This window comes from Pseudomonas sp. C11 (genome assembly GCF_034683865.1).
GTDB lineage: Bacteria > Pseudomonadota > Gammaproteobacteria > Pseudomonadales > Pseudomonadaceae > Aquipseudomonas.
The window spans coordinates 149,075-164,562 of the sequence record NZ_JAWIIP010000006.1; the positions used below are offsets into that span (position 1 = coordinate 149,075).

A 15,488-nucleotide genomic window follows, 5' to 3' on the forward strand; every position below is an offset into this window, starting at 1 on the left:
GATGCACAGGCACCCATCACGCCAAGTAGCCTAATGCCAGTATGGTTCATCTGCGGATAAACGCCGCATGAGGCAACTCGGCTGACGCGTCAGGACACCCGATCACGTGCCAGCGGCGGGATTGCAGCCTGTAAAAGCAAGACGCCAGCTCGAGGCTGGCGTCTTGTTCAGCGTGGTGCGACCGGGCGCGGTTTCTTCTTCCCACCGGTGCCCTTGCCAGCCCCCTTCTTCTGCTCCTGCAACTTGGCGAAGGCTGCGGCCTTGGCCTGCTCGCGCTTGTCCCAGGGTTTGCTGCCGTCACTGGCGCGCGGAGGCAGGCCGTTATGCTGGGTGAGGATCTTGCCGCCAACCGCTCCGACCTTCTTGCTGCCAGCCGGCGTCGAGTTCTTGCGCCGCGCGCTCTGATACTCGTCGGTCTGCGGCTGGTAGGTGGGGATCAGGTGGTGCTTGCCATTGCCGATCAGATCGCTACGGCCCATGCGCTCCAGCGCTTCGCGCAGCAGCGGCCAGCCCTTGGGATCGTGGTAGCGCAGGAAGGCCTTGTGCAGGCGACGCTGCTGCTCGCTCTTGACGATCTCGACGCCATCGCTCTTGTAGGTGACCTTGCGCAGCGGGTTCTTGCCCGAGTGGTACATGGCCGTAGCGGTGGCCATCGGCGACGGGTAGAAGGCCTGTACCTGGTCGGCGCGGAAGCCGTTGCGCTTGAGCCACAGGGCGAGGTTCATCATGTCCTCGTCGGTGGTGCCCGGGTGCGCGGCGATGAAGTACGGGATCAGGTACTGCTCCTTGCCCGCCTCCTTCGAGTACTTCTCGAACATCTGCTTGAAGCGATCGTAGCTGCCGATGCCCGGCTTCATCATCTTGTCCAGCGGGCCGCGCTCGGTGTGCTCCGGGGCGATCTTCAGGTAGCCGCCAACGTGGTGGGTGACCAACTCCTTGACGTACTCCGGCGACTCGACGGCGAGGTCGTAGCGCAGGCCGGAGGCGATCAGGATCTTCTTCACACCCGGCAGCGCGCGAGCCTTGCGGTACAACTCGATCAGCGACGAGTGATCGGTGTTGAGGTTCTCGCAGATGCCCGGGAATACGCACGACGGTTTGCGGCAGTGCTTCTCGATCTCCGGATCCTTGCAGGCGATGCGGTACATGTTGGCGGTCGGCCCGCCGAGGTCGGAGACCACGCCGGTGAAGCCTGGCACCTTGTCACGCATTTCCTCGATCTCGCGGATGATCGACTCGTGCGAACGGTTCTGGATGATGCGCCCCTCGTGCTCGGTGATCGAGCAGAAGGTGCAGCCGCCAAAGCAGCCGCGCATGATGTTCACCGAGAAACGGATCATCTCGTAGGCCGGGATCTTCTCCTTGCCATAGGCCGGGTGCGGCACGCGCGCATAGGGCATGCCGAACACGTAATCCATTTCCTCGGTGGTCATCGGGATGGGCGGCGGGTTGAACCACACGTCCACCTCGCCATGCTTCTGCACCAGCGCACGGGCGTTGCCCGGGTTGGTTTCCAGGTGCAGCACGCGGTTGGCGTGAGCGTAGAGCACCGGGTCGTTGCGCACCTTCTCGAACGACGGCAGGCGGATCACCGTCTTGTCGCGGGTCATACGCGGGCTTTCGAGGATCTGCACGACCTTGGCTTCGTTGGGGTCTTCGACCTCGCCCTTGGCCTGCTCGATGGCGCAGGCCTCGGTGTCCTGCGTATTGACGTAGGGGTTGATGATCTTGTCGACGCGGCCGGGACGGTCGATACGGGTCGAGTCGACCTCGAACCAGCCCTCGGGCGTGTCGCGACGGATGAATGCAGTACCGCGCACATCGGTGATGGCTTCGACCTTCTCACCACGCGACAGGCGCTGGGCGATTTCCACCACGGCACGCTCGGCGTTGCCGTAGAGCAGGATATCGGCGGTGGCGTCCATCAGGATGGAACGACGCACCTTGTCCTGCCAGTAGTCGTAATGGGCGATACGGCGCAGGGAGGCCTCGATGCCTCCAAGAATCACCGGCACATGGGTGTAGGCTTCCTTGCAACGCTGGCTGTACACCAGGCTGGCGCGATCCGGGCGCTTGCCAGCCAGACCACCAGGGGTATAGGCGTCGTCGCTGCGGATCTTCTTGTCCGCGGTATAACGGTTGATCATCGAGTCCATGTTGCCCGCCGCGACGCCGAAGAACAGGTTCGGCTCGCCGAGCTTCATGAAGTCGTCTTTGCTGCGCCAATCCGGCTGGGCAATGATGCCGACGCGAAAGCCCTGGGCTTCGAGCAGGCGACCGATGATCGCCATGCCGAACGAGGGATGATCGACGTAGGCATCACCGGTGACGATGATGATGTCGCAGCTGTCCCAGCCGAGCAGATCCATTTCTTCCCGGCTCATCGGCAGGAAGGGCGCGGGCCCGAAACACTCGGCCCAGTACTTGGGATAGTCGAACAGCGGCTTGGCGGCTTGCATAATTTTTGATCAGCGGGCTATCACGGGGGGCGCGGATCATAGCACAAATTTTGATCAAACCAGACTAATACGCTGGGTTTATCCGCCCATGAACGCCAGGCAACAGAGCGCTCAAGCCTGCGGCTGCGCATTGTTTCTGGCGGCTACCAGCAGTCCTGGTCGACGACGCAATAGCCCATAAATCAGGCACTTCGCGCACTAGCCATACGCCATATTTGTTTTCGTTCGAGAACAATCCTGTGCATATACTCAAGCATCTGGTGACCCTGTTCAGGATACCTATGCTGCAGCGCCTCCTCTTATCCTTCATTGTTCTCCTGGGGCTGGGCGCCACATGCCAGGCTGCGCCCCCCATCGTGCTGAGCGACGCCAGCAGCGGCATGCCGCTCAACGCGCACATCGAGCTGCTGGAAGATCATCAAGGCACCCTGACCATCAGCGACATCGAGTCGCCCGAACAACAGGCTCGCTTTCAGCCAGGTAACGACCGCGCCAGTGTTGGACAGAGCCTGCATCCCTGGTGGATCAAGCTCAGCCTGCAGCGCGCACCCGATGCACCGTCGAAATGGGAGCTGGAGGTCGGCTCGGTGACCCAGCTCGATCTGCAGCTTTATCTGCCGGACGGTCAGGGTGGCTGGCACCTGCGTCAGGCAGGCGAGCGTGTCGCGTTCAGCGAAAGCCGGGATCATCCCTATCGGCGCATGGTGTTCGATCTGCCCAACCTCGACGAACGCCCCCTGACGCTGTACCTGCGCGCCTTCGATCCCGCCGGTAATTCCTTCCCGCTGCGTATCTGGCAGCTCGACGATCTCACGCAACTGGCGACACACGAAAACCTCGGGCTCGGCGCCATCTACGGCGTGGTCTTCGCCCTGCTGCTGTACAACCTGTTCATCCTCATCTCGCTGCGCGACCGGGCATATTTCTGGTACGTACTGACCACTGCCTTCGCCCTGCTGTTCATCATGAGCATGACCGGCCACGGCGCGCAGTACCTGTGGCCGAACCACCCGGTTCCGGCCTGGATCGACCGCATCACCCTGCCCTCGCTCTGGGGGCTGTTCGCCAGCCGCTTTACCCAGACGCTGCTGCAGACGCGCATCTACGTACGCTGGGCGCACCACCTGCTGAACATGGCCTGCGCCATCTACCTCGCGGCTATCGTGCTCAACCTGTTCGAGCAGCGCTATTTGGCTGCCTGGGCCATTGCCCTGCTGTCATTGACCAGCATTCCCGCGGCACTGGGTAGCGCCGTCATTCGCTGGCGCCAGGGATTCTTCCCCGCACAGCTGTATCTTTATGGTTACGGACTGGTGCTGGGCAGCGTTTCCATCCTGCTGCTACGCACCACTGGCGTGCTGCAACCGGCGCAATGGAATGCCTATGTCTTCCCCCTGGCAGTCGCCGCCGAATCCATCCTTTTCTCCTTCGCCCTCGCCTATCGCATCCAGATGCTCAAGCAGGAGCGCGCGGAAGCCTTGCAGCAGGCCGACCGCGAGAAAACCGCGCGCCTGGCGCAACTGCAGGCCAGTGCCGACGAACTGCAAACGGCAGTAAACCTGCGCACGGCAGAGCTGGCCGCCACCAACGAACAACTGCGCGCCCGCGAATGCGAGCTGCAGCATGCCGCCTTCCATGACCCACTGACCGAGCTACCCAATCGCCGCTATTTGGTGGAGCGCTGCGAATCGGCCCTGGCTCACGCCGAACGGCATCAGGAAAGCGTGGCCTTGCTGCTGATCGATCTGGATCACTTCAAACCGATCAACGACCGCTTCGGCCATGCGGCGGGTGACCTGATGCTGCAGGTCATCGCCAAGCGTCTACGCGAGCATGTGCGTGCAGGTGATGCGGTGGCACGCCTGGGCGGTGACGAGTTCGCCGCACTGATCTGTGGCAGCGACGCCGAAAGCCAGGCGCGGGAGATCGCCCAGCGCCTGCTGGCGGAGCTGTCGGAAGCCGTGCATTTCGGCGCCGAACGCCTGCGCGTGACCATCAGCATCGGTGGCGCACTCTATCCACGCCATGCGCGTCACTTCACCGGCCTGTACAAGGCGGCCGATCAGGCGCTGTATCGGGTCAAGGAACTGGGCCGCTCAGGCTCACGCATCCATGGCGACGATGGCGAACTGAGCGAACAGGCCTGTCTGCAACTGGATGTGCTGAAAGTTCCCAGCGGCCTGGGCAGCCGTACCTAACCGACGTAGCGGCGCGGCACCCGCGCCGTGACCTTGCTCAGCAACTCGTAGCCAATGGTGCCGCAGGCGTTCGCCACCTCGTCCACCGGCAGGTTCGCGCCCCACAGCTCGACGGCACTGCCCACCTGTACGTGCGGCAGATCCGTGACGTCCACCGCCAACATGTCCATGGAAACCCGTCCAGCCAACGGCGCCCGCTGGCCATCGACCCACACCGGCGTGCCGCTGGGCGCGTGACGCGGATAACCGTCAGCGTAGCCACAGCTGACCGTGGCGATACGCGACGGCCGCTGCGCTACCCATGCGGCGCCGTAACCGACACTCTCGCCATCCGCCACCTCGCGGATGGCGATGACCTGCGCCGCCAGCGTCATCGCAGGCTCAAGCCCCAGATCATGGGCACTCAGATCAGCGAATGGCGTTGCCCCGTAGAGCATGATGCCGGGGCGCAGCCAGTCCATATGGGCCGCCGGAATGGTCAGCACGGCCGCTGAATTGGCCAACGAACGCTGGTTGAAATCGAGATCGAGCAGATCGAGAAAACGCTCGACCTGTAGCTCGGTCAGGGCATGACCACGCTCATCGGCACAAGCGAAATGGCTGATCAGGTTGAGCTCGGCGACCTGACCGGCATCCTGCAGACGCGCATGCCATAGACGCAACTCGGCGGACTCGAAACCCAGACGGTGCATACCCGAATCAAGCTTGAGCCAGACGTTCAGTGGCCGGCATAGCTCGCTGGCAATCAGAACTTCGGCCTGCGCGGCACTCTGCACCACCAGATCCAGTTCGAGCTGGGCAGCAATGGCGCACTCGCTGGCCTCGAAGCAACCTTCGAGCAGCAGAATGCGCGCCTCGCCATGCATGGCACGCACCTCTGCCGCCTCCTCCAGACAGGCCACCGCGAAGCCGTCGGCACTGTCGTACAGAGCCGTCACCACCTCACGCACGCCATGTCCGTAGGCATTGGCCTTGACCACCGCGAACGCCTGGCGTCCAGGCGCACAGCGCTTGGCAATGGCGTAATTGTGAGCGATGGCGGAAAGATCGACGATGGCGGCAAGCGGACGCATGGCAGGGGCCTGAAGGAAAAACGGGCGACCATCTTAACCGTTGGGCGCCCGTTTTCATTGATCTGTGCCGCTGCACCGTTGCCGCGAAAAGCGCAGCGCACGTGGACGCGATCTATTCGTCGTCGAACTGATAGCTACCCGGTGCCAGGTTCTCGAAGCGCGAATACTTACCAAGGAAGGCCAGGCGCGCAGTGCCCAGCGGGCCGTTACGCTGCTTGCCGATGATGATTTCGGCCACACCCTTGTACTCGGTCTCCGGGTGGTACACCTCGTCGCGGTAGACGAACAGGATGATGTCGGCGTCCTGCTCGATCGCCCCGGATTCACGCAAGTCGGAGTTGATCGGACGCTTGTTGGGGCGCTGTTCCAGGCCACGGTTGAGCTGAGACAGGGCGATCACCGGGCAGTTGAACTCCTTGGCCAGGCCCTTGAGCGAGCGCGAGATTTCGGAAATCTCGTTGACCCGGCTGTCGCCGCTGGAGCCGGGAATCTGCATCAGCTGCAGGTAGTCGACCATGATCAGGCCGATCTCACCGTGCTCACGAGCCAGACGCCGCGTACGCGCGCGCATCTCGCTCGGCGAGATACCGGCGGTATCGTCGATGAACAGCTTGCGATCATTGAGCAGGTTCACCGCACTGGTCAGACGCGGCCAGTCGTCGTCGTCGAGCTGACCGGCACGCACCTTGGTCTGGTCGATGCGCCCCAGCGAGGCGAGCATACGAATGACGATGGACTCCGAGGGCATCTCCAGCGAGTAGACGAGAATCGCCTTGTCGCTGCGCATCAGCGCGTTCTCCACCAGGTTCATGGCAAAGGTGGTCTTACCCATCGACGGACGGCCGGCGACGATGATCATGTCGGCTGGCTGCAGGCCGCTGGTCAGGTTGTCCAGATCATCGAAGCCGGTGGACAGACCGGTGATTGCATCGCCGTTGTTGAACAGCTCGTCGATGCGGTCGATGGCCTTGACCAAAATGTCGTTGATGCCAACCGGCCCACCGGTCTTGGGTCGATCCTCGGCGATCTCGAAGATCTTGCGCTCGGCCTCGTCGAGAATTTCCTCGCCGGTGCGGCCTTCCGGGGCATAGGCGCTGTCGGCGATCTCGTTGCTGATACTGATCAGTTTGCGCAGCGTGGCGCGCTCGCGAATGATCTGTGCGTAGGCCTTGATGTTGGCGACCGAGGGCGTGTTCTTCGCCAGCTCGGCCAGATAAGCCAGCCCCCCCACCTGCGACAACTGCCCTTCCTTGTCCAGCTGTTCGGACAGCGTCACCACATCGAACGGCTCGTTGCGCTCGGCCAGCTTGAAGATTGCGCGAAAGATCAGGCGATGGTCATGACGATAGAAGTCACCATCGGACACCCCGTCCAACACCCGTTCCCAGGCGTTGTTGTCCAGCATCAACCCGCCCAGCACCGCCTGCTCGGCCTCGATGGAGTGCGGCGGCACTTTCAAGGCAGCGGTCTGCAGATCGTATTGCTCGGGGATGCTGATGTCGTTCATAGGCTCGGGGCGAAAAAATACGGCGGTAGAAAAACAACGGGCACGTCACCGCTTGCGCAATGACGTGCCCGATTTTGGCAGACCCGCACCGCAGTGCAAACCTGCCATGACCACTGCGGATTAGGCAGCGACCACGATCACTTTTACAGAGGCTTCAACGTCGGTGTGCAGGTGCAGCGCAACGTCGTACTCGCCGACCAGACGGATGGTACCGTTGGGCAGGCGAACTTCAGCCTTGGCCACTTCAACGCCGGAGGCGGTCAGGGCGTCAGCGATGTCGTGGGTACCGATCGAACCGAACAGCTTGCCTTCATCGCCAGCAACGGCGGTGATGGTGACTTCCAGCTCAGCCAGTTGAGCAGCGCGAGCTTCGGCGGACGCTTTCTTGTCGGCAGCGGCTTTTTCCAGCTCGGCGCGGCGGGCTTCGAACGCAGCTACGTTTTCAGCGGTAGCAGCGGTGGCCTTGCCTTGCGGCAGCAGGAAGTTACGGCCGTAACCGGCTTTAACATTCACTTTATCGCCCAGGTTGCCCAGGTTGGCGATTTTTTCCAGCAGGATGACTTCCATTTGGGTCTTACCTCTTAACTTTTAACCTTCACCGTTCGTGGGGCCGCTCTTGCGAGCAAGCCGACCACGAAAATCAAACAGACTGTCGATAACGGCCAGTAAACAGATCAGGTTCATCGCTACCAGCAGCGCTACATAGAGGCCAATCGACCAGAAGCTGGACAACTGCTTCATGGCGATCAACCCGTGCCCCAGCGCCAGACCAGCCAGCATCAGCGGCAGCATACAGACCAGCGTGACCGCCCAACCCGCATAGCCCAGCAGCGCCGGTGCCAAAAGCACACCTGCCAGCAGAGCGATCGCCAATAGCGCCGGCAGGCGAATCTGGCGGAACTCCTCGCCAAAACCGCCCGGGTTGTACAGCAACGCTTGCCAATACCTCGCAAGAACAAGACCGAGAACGCTGGTACTCAACCAGAAGAACGTCATCATGCCCTGCAAAAACGGCAGCAGCGGTACCCGTTGCATGTTCTGAATCTGCTCGTCGGTCGCCCCGCCTGCAGAGCCGGCGGGCAACTCGGCCAGTGCTTGCTTGAACACCTCGACATAACTCTCGAGGACACCCGCAAACACCGTATTGGCCAGCAGCATGAAGACGATGCCAAGCGGAATGCACGCCATCAGCACGCGAATCCAGGAGGTAGTCGTACGCAATACGTGCGCCAACACCAATGTCCCCAGCATCACCAGCAATACACTCGGCTCGCCGAGGTAGCAGATGTAAAGCGCCGGAAACAATGCCCAGACCAGGATGCCCAATGCATCACTCAGCCCTCTGCGCAGCAATACCAGACTGCTCGCAGCAGCACCGACCCAGAACAACAACGGTAAAACACTCGAACCTGCCACCACGAGGGTGGCCTGCATGCGGCCGCGCATGATGTATTCAGCCAGGGCGCGCATGCGATCTATTCCTTAACGCTTGTCGACTGTCCGATCTCAGCGGCCGTGGCTGTCGGTGTAGGGCAGCAGGGCCAGGAAGCGGGCGCGCTTGATAGCGACGGCCAGCTGACGCTGATAACGAGCCTTGGTACCGGTGATACGGCTGGGAACGATTTTGCCGGTTTCCGAGATGTAGGCTTTCAGAGTGTTGAGATCCTTGAAATCGATCTCTTTCACGTCTTCAGCGGTGAAACGGCAGAATTTACGACGACGGAAGAAACGTGCCATGTGATTGGCTCCTCAATAGATCCGTGGATTACTCGTCAGCGTTGTCGCTGTCGTTGCTGTCGCTGTCATCGCTGTCATTGCTTTCAGCGTTTTCAGGACGTTCACGACGCTCGCGGCGCTCACTGCGGTTTTCTTCGGCCTTCAGCATCTCGGACTGGCCAGTGACAGCCTCGTCGCGACGGATGACCAGGTTACGGATCACGGCGTCGTTGTAGCGGAAGTTGTCTTCCAGCTCGGCCAGGGCCTTGCCGGTGCACTCTACGTTCAGCATGACGTAGTGAGCTTTGTGGACGTTGTTGATGGCGTAAGCCAGCTGACGACGGCCCCAATCTTCCAGGCGGTGAATCTTGCCACCGTCTTCTTCGATCAGCTTGGTGTAACGCTCAACCATGCCGCCGACTTGCTCGCTCTGATCCGGGTGAACCAGAAAGATGATTTCGTAATGACGCATAAATGCTCCTTACGGGTTGTAGCCTGCCAACTTAGGTGGTCAGGCAAGGAGTGGGTTTTTCTCGTGATGAGCTTGCCAGGCGGTAGGCGCGAAAAGGCCTGCCGTCACGGCAAGGGGCGCCATTCTAGAGAAGCCCCCTGCCGCACGCAAGGTGGATTGGTGAATATTTGAACAGAAGCTGCAAGGGGGTGGCCGCTCCCTGCAAGCTGCAAGCGAATCAGTGCGCTTGCAGCTTCGGGCTTTTACTTGCAGCGTGAGACTATGCCTGGCGGCTGCGTCTCTGGCGCACCGCCTCGAACAGGCAGACACCGGTCGCAACCGAGACGTTGAGGCTACTGACACTGCCGGCCATGGGCAGCTTGACCAGATAATCGCAGTGCTCGCGGGTCAAGCGGCGCATGCCCTTGCCCTCGGCGCCCATGATCAGCACCGTTGGCCCGGTCATGTCCTGCTGATACACCTCCTGCTCGGCCTCGCCGGCCGTACCCACCACCCACAGGCCGCGCTGCTGCAGCTTCTCCAGACTGCGCGCCAGGTTGGTCACCGCCACCAGCGGAATCACCTCCGCGGCACCGCAGGCCACCTTGCGCACCGTGGCGTTGAGTGTGGCCGATTTGTCCTTGGGGATGATCACAGCCAATGCACCGGCTGCATCTGCCGTACGCAGGCAAGCCCCCAGGTTGTGCGGATCGGTCACACCGTCGAGCACCAACAGCAAAGGCGGGCCTTCGCAGCGATCGAGCAACTCCTCGAGCATCGCCTCGCCCCAGACCTGACTGGGGCTGACATCGGCAACCACGCCCTGGTGCACGCCCTCGACCCAGGCATCCATCTCACGGCGCTCGCACTGCCCCACCTTAACGCGAGATTGCGCAGCCAGCTCCAGCAAGGGCTGCACCCGAGGATCACTGCGGCCATCGGCCAGCCAGACCTGCTTCACCCGCTTGGGGTGATGACGCAACAGGGCTTCTACGGCATGTACGCCGTAGATCTTTTCCAGATCACTCATGACTTGGCCTTACGCTTGCGCGGCTTGCTGGCAGATGACGGGGCACTGTCGCCACGCCCGGATCCCTTGCGCGAAGTGCTGCTCGGCTTGCTAGCCGACTTGCCGCCAGCCCCCTTGCCTGCCTTGGCGCCAGCCAACAGCGCCTTCTTCACGTCCCGGCTCTTCTGCACGTCGGTATTACCCATGCCACTCGACTTGCCACCGCGACGCGCCTCATCGCCCTTGCCGGCCTTGGTCTGGCTCAGCTCGAAATCGATCTTGCGCTCGTCCAGATCGACGCGCATCACCTTGACCTCGACACTGTCGCCGAGACGGAAGTTGCGGCCGCTACGCTCACCGGACAGGCGATGGTGAACCGGATCGAAGTGGTAATAGTCGGCCGGCAGCGCGGTAACGTGCACCAGCCCTTCCACGTAGATATCGCGCAGCTCGACGAAGATACCGAAGCCGGTCACAGCGGTGATCACGCCGGCGAAGGTTTCACCGACACGATCCTGCATGAACTCGCACTTGAGCCAGTTGACCACGTCACGGGTCGCCTCGTCGGCACGGCGCTCGGTCATCGAGCATTGCTCGCCGAGCTTCTCCAGGGCCGCCTCATCGTATGGATAGATACGCGCCTTGGGCATGACCGCCGCGCCCGCGCGCTCCACATGCTTGGTTTCACGCTTGGAACGCACCACGCTGCGAATGGCGCGGTGCACCAGCAGATCGGGGTAGCGACGGATCGGCGAGGTGAAGTGGGTATAGGCCTCGTAGTTGAGGCCGAAGTGTCCTTCGTTCTGCGCGCTGTATACCGCCTGACTGAGCGAGCGCAGCATCACGGTCTGAATCAGGTGATAGTCCGGACGCTCGCGGATGCTTTCCAACAGGCGCTGGTAGTCCTTGGGCGACGGACCGTCCTTGGACTTGCCACGCTGCAGCGAAAGCCCCAGCTCGCCAAGGAAAGCCTTGAGCTTCTCCAGGCGCTCCGGCGGTGGGCCATCATGCACGCGGTACAGCGACGGAATATCGTGATCCTGCATGAAGCGCGCGGTGGCCACGTTGGCCGCCAGCATGCATTCCTCGATCAACTTGTGCGCATCGTTGCGCTGGGTCGGACGGATCTCGTCGATCTTGCGGTCGGTGCCGAAGACGATACGGGTTTCCTGCGTTTCGAAGTCGATCGCACCGCGCTCGTGACGCGCCGCAACCAGCACCTGGTACAGCGCATAGAGCTGGTTGAGGTGCGGCAGCACGTCCTTGTACTCGCTGCGCAGAGCCTTGCCCTCGCTGCTCTTGGCATCCTCCAGCATCAGGCTGACCTTGTTGTAGGTCAGGCGCGCGTGGGAATGGATCACCGCCTCGTAGAACTTGTAGTCGACCATCTGGCCGCTCTTGGACATGGTCATCTCGCAGACCATGGCCAGGCGATCGACATGCGGGTTGAGCGAGCACAGGCCGTTGGACAGCTCCTCCGGCAGCATCGGCACGACGCGCTCGGGGAAGTACACCGAGTTGCCACGCTCGACCGCCTCGGCATCCAGCGCCGAACCAACCTTGACGTAATGCGACACGTCGGCGATGGCTACGTAGAGCTTCCAGCCGCCAGAGAACAGCTTCCAGCGGCTGCTGTTCTTCTCGCAGTACACGGCATCGTCAAAGTCACGCGCATCCTCACCGTCGATGGTGACGAAGGGCAGGTGACGCAAGTCGACGCGCTTCTCCTTGTCCTTCTCTTCCACCTCGGGCTTGAGCTTGCGCGCTTCCTTGACCACGGCCTCAGGCCAGACGTGCGGGATGTCGTAGCTGCGCAGCGCCACGTCGATCTCCATGCCCGGCGCCATATAGTTGCCGATCACCTCGACGATATCGCCCTGCGGCTGGAAGCGCTGAGTCGGCCAGTGGGTGATCTTGATCTCGACGAACTGACCGATACGCGCACCTGCAGTGCGCCCCGGGGTGACCAGCACTTCCTGCTGGATCTTGGGATTGTCGGGGATGACGAAACCGATACCGTTTTCTTCGTAGTAGCGACCCACGATGCTCTCGTGAGCACGCTCGATCACCTCGACGATGCCGCCTTCACGACGACCACGGCGGTCGAAGCCTGCCACGCGCACCAGGGCGCGGTCGCGATCGAATACCAGGCGCATCTGCGCCGGGCTGAGGAACAGATCGTCACTGCCATCGTCCGGCACCAGAAAACCGAAGCCATCGCGGTGACCGCTGATGCGCCCGCAGATCAGATCGAGCTTGTCCACCGGCGCGTAGGTGCCGCGGCGGGTATAGATGAGTTGGCCGTCGCGCTCCATGGCGCGCAGACGGCGGCGCAGCGCTTCGAGCTGGTCTTCGGTGTCGAGACCGAACTCTTCGACCAGTTGCTCACGGCTGGCAGGCGAACCACGCTCGGCCAGATGGGCCAGGATCAGTTCGCGACTGGGGATGGGGTTGTCGTATTTTTCCGCCTCGCGGGCGGCCTCGGGATCGAGGGATTGCCAATCGGCCATGTAGGAAGGATTACCTATGCTTATGTATAAAGGTGTATGCCATTTGCCTATTGAAGCGCGAAAACGCCATTCGCGGCAGCTTTTCCGGCGACAATAATTTTTTTGCGGTCAGGGGTTTACAAGGTAAATGCCCGCCCGTATAGTTCGCGCCCACAGCGTCGAGCAGACGTTGTAACACGAAGCAGATGATGATTCATCGGTTTCTGTGCCCAGGTGGCGGAATTGGTAGACGCGCTGGTTTCAGGTATCAGTGACTTAACGGTCGTGGAAGTTCGAGTCTTCTCCTGGGCACCAAATTCGTGAAGTGGATTGATAACCCACTTTGCAAATAACGGATGCAACGCTCCGTGTCGGTAACGACGAACATTGCTGCAGTGCCCAGGTGGCGGAATTGGTAGACGCGCTGGTTTCAGGTATCAGTGGCTTAACGGCCGTGGAAGTTCGAGTCTTCTCCTGGGCACCAAATTTCAAAAAACCGAGTCGAATGGCTCGGTTTTTTATTGCCTGAGAAAAAGCAGCGACAAGCTGGCAACGCAGGGCGGCAGGCTATTCGCTCCTGCCTGCCGCCCGTAGCCTGCTGCCGTTTCAGACCCTGAACTGCCCCAGACTCGCCTTCAGTTGTGCCGCCAGCTCATCCAGTGCGCGCGCGTTACCGGCAATCGCTGCCACGGCTTCGGCCGCATGCTGCGCTTCGGCGTGAATGACCTCGACACGCCCACGCACCGCCCCCGCACCTTCTGCCTGATGAGCCGCCGCCTGAGTCGCAGCATTGATGGCGCCATGCACGTCATCCACCGACTGCTGCACCGACTGCTGCAGACGAGCACTGTCGCGCAGCACCTCAAGCCCATCGCTGCCCTGCTCGCCCGCCTGAGCAATCGCGGCCACCGCCTCCTGCGCCCCACGCTGCAGCGCGACGATGTGGGTCTGGATATCGCCGGTCGACTGCTGCGTCTTGCTCGCCAGGGCGCGCACCTCATCCGCCACCACGGCAAAGCCGCGACCGCTTTCGCCGGCACGCGCCGCTTCGATGGCGGCATTGAGGGCCAACAGATTGGTCTGCTCGGCGATGGACTGAATCACCGTCAGCACCACCTCGATCTGCTCACTCTGCTTGGCCAGACGCTCGATCACCGCAGAGCCGTCCGCGACCCGCGCCACCAACCCCTCGATCAGCGAAGACAGGCGCTGAGCAATAGCGCCGTTCTCGCGCGCCGCAGCACGAATCGTCTCCACACGCTGCAGCGCTTCCTGCATCGCCTGACTCTCGGCCTGCGCTTCGTCGGCCATCCGCTCCAGCGCCTGCAGGCATCCCGCCACTTCGTCACGCTGACGACCAGCCGCCGACTCGGCAGCGCCGCCGCGCTGGGTCAGGCTGCGAATCTGTTCGCCGGTACGCAGCGCCACTTCGCCCGATTCGCGCACGATGGGCTGCAGCTTGTCCATGAAGCGGTTGACCGCACTTGCCATCTCACCCACTTCGTCCCGACTGTGAATCTCTACCCGCCGGGTCAGGTCACCTTCACCGGCGGCAAGGTCATTGAGCGCATCACTGAGCAGACGCAAACGACTCAGTACCCGCCAACCCAGCACGAGCGCCACTACCACGAGCGCCAGCACCCCAACCAGGAGCAGACCCAGCGCGATATTCCAGCGCAAGCCGTCCGCCGCCTGGCGCACCGACTCCCCACCGTTACGCGCCATCTCCTGGGTGTAACGCTCAGCCGATTGCAGGCGCTCACGCAGGGTTCGCGTGGCCTCCTCCGAAGCGCCCGAGAGGCTGCTGTCGACCAGCTTGCCAGCGCCATCGACCAGTGTATTGAAACGGCCATCGAGCGCCTGCAGCTCACGCTCGACCACGTCGAGCGACAGCCCCATCTGAATCTTACCGATGGACGCTCCCATCGGATTGATGTCCGCCTCGACGATGTAGACGTTCGGGCTATGCGAGGCGGCATCGACCAGCTTGTCGAGCGGCGAATCCCCCTGCCCCGCGGCGATCAGCGCGCGCACCTGCTCATTGCTGCGATTGAAGTTGCGCGTCAAACGCTTGCCCTCGGCATCGTAGATGACGGCGAAGAGCACGGCTGGGTCCTGCTGTGCGATGCGGGTCAGGGCAGTCAATGCCGGGATATCGAGATCCCAGATCGACTTGGGCGCAACCCCAGCCAACAGTTGTGCGAGAGACTGACCAGACTGTTTGAGACTGCCCTCCAGCACGCTGCGCAATTGCGCCTGCTCACCCTTGAGCTGAGTCGTGAGCCCTTCAGCCAGACGCGAGCGAGTGTTTTGCGAAAGCGCGGCGAGCCCCTGACTCATTTCCTGCTGTGCGACGTTCAACTCCTGCCCCAGACGCAGGCTTTCGCCTCCCAGGCGCTGGGCAAGATCCTCGACCATGTCGTTCACCGAGGCGCGCATCAACCACACCGCCAACCCCACCTGCACCAGCATGGCCAGGCCGAGCGCAATGAACACCGGACGCAACAGACGACTGCGTAACATCGAGATAATGGCGAACACTGACGACTCTCCTCACGAACCTGATCGCTATAACGGCAACTTTGA

The 15,488-nt window shown here is 62.0% G+C and carries 11 protein-coding genes, 2 tRNA genes and 1 pseudogene; 3 read left to right on the plus strand and 11 right to left on the minus strand.

Annotated elements, in window-relative coordinates:
• Window positions 1-167: 167 nt before the first annotated feature.
• The gene (locus VC352_RS11785; protein WP_322979748.1) at window positions 168-2,459 is read right to left on the minus strand and encodes a YgiQ family radical SAM protein; all 2,292 of its coding nucleotides are present in this window, start codon (window positions 2,457-2,459) and stop codon (window positions 168-170) included.
• Between the two features lie 281 nt (window positions 2,460-2,740).
• On the opposite strand from VC352_RS11785, the gene VC352_RS11790 reads away from it, so the two are divergent.
• A complete protein-coding gene (locus VC352_RS11790) occupies window positions 2,741-4,657 on the plus strand; it encodes a diguanylate cyclase (RefSeq protein ID WP_322979749.1) in 1,917 nt (638 codons plus the stop codon).
• On the opposite strand, the gene alr is transcribed toward VC352_RS11790, so the two are convergent.
• The 8 genes from alr to rnr all read right to left on the minus strand — a co-directional run bounded on the left by alr (window position 4,654) and on the right by rnr (window position 12,923).
• Complete coding sequence (gene alr, locus VC352_RS11795; protein ID WP_322979750.1) at window positions 4,654-5,730, minus strand: alanine racemase; 1,077 nt, start codon at window positions 5,728-5,730, stop codon at window positions 4,654-4,656. The genes VC352_RS11790 and alr overlap by 4 nt on opposite strands.
• Before the next feature lie 112 nt (window positions 5,731-5,842).
• Window positions 5,843-7,237, minus strand: a complete 1,395-nt coding sequence (gene dnaB / locus VC352_RS11800) for a replicative DNA helicase (RefSeq protein ID WP_322979751.1) — start codon at window positions 7,235-7,237, stop codon at window positions 5,843-5,845.
• A gap of 120 nt (window positions 7,238-7,357) precedes the next feature.
• Complete coding sequence (rplI, locus tag VC352_RS11805; RefSeq protein WP_322979752.1) at window positions 7,358-7,804, minus strand: 50S ribosomal protein L9; 447 nt, start codon at window positions 7,802-7,804, stop codon at window positions 7,358-7,360.
• A gap of 21 nt (window positions 7,805-7,825) precedes the next feature.
• Window positions 7,826-8,707, minus strand: coding sequence for a hypothetical protein (locus VC352_RS11810; protein WP_322979753.1), 882 nt, complete (start codon window positions 8,705-8,707; stop codon window positions 7,826-7,828).
• Window positions 8,708-8,743: 36 nt separating this feature from the next.
• Window positions 8,744-8,974, minus strand: a complete 231-nt coding sequence (gene rpsR / locus VC352_RS11815; protein ID WP_159970162.1) for a 30S ribosomal protein S18 — start codon at window positions 8,972-8,974, stop codon at window positions 8,744-8,746.
• A gap of 28 nt (window positions 8,975-9,002) precedes the next feature.
• Entirely contained in the window at window positions 9,003-9,425 is a 423-nt protein-coding gene (gene rpsF, locus VC352_RS11820; protein WP_159970161.1) for a 30S ribosomal protein S6, read from the minus strand.
• A gap of 259 nt (window positions 9,426-9,684) precedes the next feature.
• The gene (gene rlmB / locus VC352_RS11825; protein WP_322979754.1) at window positions 9,685-10,434 is read right to left on the minus strand and encodes a 23S rRNA (guanosine(2251)-2'-O)-methyltransferase RlmB; all 750 of its coding nucleotides are present in this window, start codon (window positions 10,432-10,434) and stop codon (window positions 9,685-9,687) included.
• Window positions 10,431-12,923, minus strand: coding sequence for a ribonuclease R (gene rnr, locus VC352_RS11830; RefSeq protein ID WP_322979755.1), 2,493 nt, complete (start codon window positions 12,921-12,923; stop codon window positions 10,431-10,433). The genes rlmB and rnr overlap by 4 nt, the downstream gene beginning before the upstream one ends.
• A gap of 207 nt (window positions 12,924-13,130) precedes the next feature.
• Here rnr and VC352_RS11835 point away from each other — a divergent pair.
• Both VC352_RS11835 and VC352_RS11840 read left to right on the plus strand, forming a co-directional pair.
• A tRNA-Leu gene (locus VC352_RS11835) sits at window positions 13,131-13,217 on the plus strand.
• 82 nt (window positions 13,218-13,299) lie between these two features.
• Window positions 13,300-13,386: transfer RNA gene (locus VC352_RS11840), tRNA-Leu, on the plus strand.
• A 122-nt stretch (window positions 13,387-13,508) separates the two neighbouring features.
• Here the strand turns inward: VC352_RS11840 and VC352_RS25430 are convergent.
• Together VC352_RS25430 and VC352_RS25435 are read right to left on the minus strand one after the other, a co-directional pair.
• Entirely contained in the window at window positions 13,509-14,393 is an 885-nt protein-coding gene (locus tag VC352_RS25430; protein WP_416340158.1) for a methyl-accepting chemotaxis protein, read from the minus strand.
• Window positions 14,367-15,425: pseudogene (locus VC352_RS25435) on the minus strand (HAMP domain-containing protein); the annotation flags it as partial. The gene VC352_RS25430 and the pseudogene VC352_RS25435, both read right to left, overlap by 27 nt.
• Between the last annotated feature and the right edge of the window lie 63 nt (window positions 15,426-15,488).